The following is a 2,117-nucleotide window of genomic DNA, read 5'->3' as shown; positions in this document are numbered from 1 at the left end:
TCGACGCTGTGGCGCCGGGGGCGTCGCCCGGCCTCCTTGCAGAACCCACCTTGACAAGGCCCGTGCCGACAAATTACTTTATGCTTAAAATAATTCGGGCGAGAGCTCGGCACACGGCGCGGCGCGCGAAAGCGAGGGATCATGCGCATAGTCTGTATCGGTGGCGGCCCGGCGGGTCTCTATCTGGGCCTGCTGATGAAGCGCCGGCATCCGGAGCACGTCATTTCGGTCGTCGAGCGCAACAAGCCCTACGATACGTTCGGCTGGGGGGTCGTGTTCTCCGATGCCATGATGTCCGCGATGCGGCTTGYCGACCCCGAGAGCGCCGCCGAGATCGAGGACGCCTTCAATCACTGGGACGATATCGAGCTCGTCTTCAAGGGCACGCGCCAGCGTACGACCGGCCATGGCTTCATCGGTATCGGGCGCAAGCATCTGCTCAACATCCTTCAGAGGCGCTGCGAGGCGCTGGGTGTCGAGCTCGTCTTCGAGCGCGACGTCGAGTCCGATCTCGAATTTCCCGACGCCGACCTGATCGTCGCCTGCGACGGCGTCAATTCCAGAATCCGCGCCCGCTATTCCGAGCAATTCCAGCCCGACATGGTGATCCGGCCGAACCGCTACATCTGGCTCGGCACCAAGAAGGCGTTCGACGCCTTCACGTTCGATTTTCAGAGGACCGAGCACGGCTGGTTCCAGGCGCACATCTACAAATTCGATGCGGAGACCTCGACCTTCATCGTCGAGACCACGGAAGAGGCCTACAACGCCCACGGGCTTGGCGAGCTCGATCAGCAGGCGTCGATCGATTTCTGCGAAAAGATCTTCGCCGAGACGCTCGACGGCGCGAAGCTCCTGACCAATGCCCGCCATCTGCGCGGCTCGGCCTGGCTCAATTTCAGCCGCCTGATCTGCGGCAAATGGAGCGTGTTCAACGGCAAGTCTCATGTCGTGCTGATGGGAGATGCCGCGCACACCGCGCATTTCGCGATCGGGTCGGGCACCAAGCTCGCGCTCGACGACGCCATCGAGCTCGCCAACCAGTTCGATCGCCATGGTCACGGTCGCGCCGGCATCGAAACCGTGCTCGAGGCCTATGAGGAGGTGCGCCGTGTCGACGTGGCGCGCATCCAGAACGCGGCGCGCAACGCCATGGAATGGTTCGAGGTGGTCGGCCGGCGTTATGCCGACACGCTCGAGCCGCCGCAATTCTTCTATTCGATGCTGACGCGCTCTCAGCGTATCAGCCACGAAAACCTTCGCCTGCGCGACCGCACCTGGCTGGAAGGTTTTGAGCGCTGGTTTGCCGCGCGCTCGGGCATCGCCGTCAAGGACGGCGAGCGGGTGCCGCCGCCGATGCTGACGCCGCACCGCGTGCGCGGCCTTTCGCTCGCGAACCGCATCATGGTGTCGCCGATGGCGATGTATTCGGCCGAGGACGGGCTCATCAACGACTTCCACATCGCTCATCTCGGCGCGCGCGCCATGGGCGGCGCTTCGTTGATCTTTGCCGAGATGACCTGCGTCTCGCCGGATGCGCGGATCACGCCGGGCTGCCTCGGGCTCTGGAACGACGCGCAAGAAGCGCAGTGGCGCCGGCTGGTCGAGCTGGTCCACAGTCTCGGACACGCCAAGGTCGGAATCCAGCTCGGCCATGCCGGGCGCAAGGGCGCGACCAGAGTGCCATGGGAAGGGATCGATCAACCCCTTGAATCCGGAGAATGGCCTCTGATCTCCGCGTCGGCCTTGCCGTATTTGCCCCACAGCCAGTTGCCGCGGGCGATGGACCGCAGCGACATGGACCGCGTGCGCGACGATTTCGTCGCGGCGACACATCGCGCCGCTGCCGCCGGCGTCGAGTGGCTCGAGCTGCATTGCGCCCACGGTTATCTTCTGTCGAGCTTCCTGTCGCCGCTGACCAACCGGCGCACGGACGCATACGGCGGCAGCCACGAGAACCGCGCGCGCTTTCCGCTGGAGGTGTTCAAGGCGATGCGCGCGGTCTGGCCGTCCGAACGGCCGATGTCGGTGCGCTTGTCTTGCCACGACTGGACCGAAGGCGGCAACATCCCGGCCGATGCGGCGATCTTCGCCGCGATGTTCAAGGAGGCGGGGGC

Annotated in this window: 1 protein-coding gene; it reads left to right on the top strand. The window is 64.7% G+C overall.

Annotated features, from left to right (window positions below; all coding sequences use genetic code 11):
* Nucleotides 1-141: 141 nt before the first annotated feature.
* Nucleotides 142-2,117: bifunctional salicylyl-CoA 5-hydroxylase/oxidoreductase (locus AC1D00_RS38140; RefSeq protein ID WP_477014225.1), on the top strand; the 1,976-nt coding region annotated here is incomplete at its 3' end.

It is taken from the genome of Bradyrhizobium sp. P2_E8, from assembly GCF_056403875.1.
The sequence above is the reverse complement of the archived record's forward strand: the minus strand, read 5'-3'. Positions and strand labels throughout refer to the sequence as shown.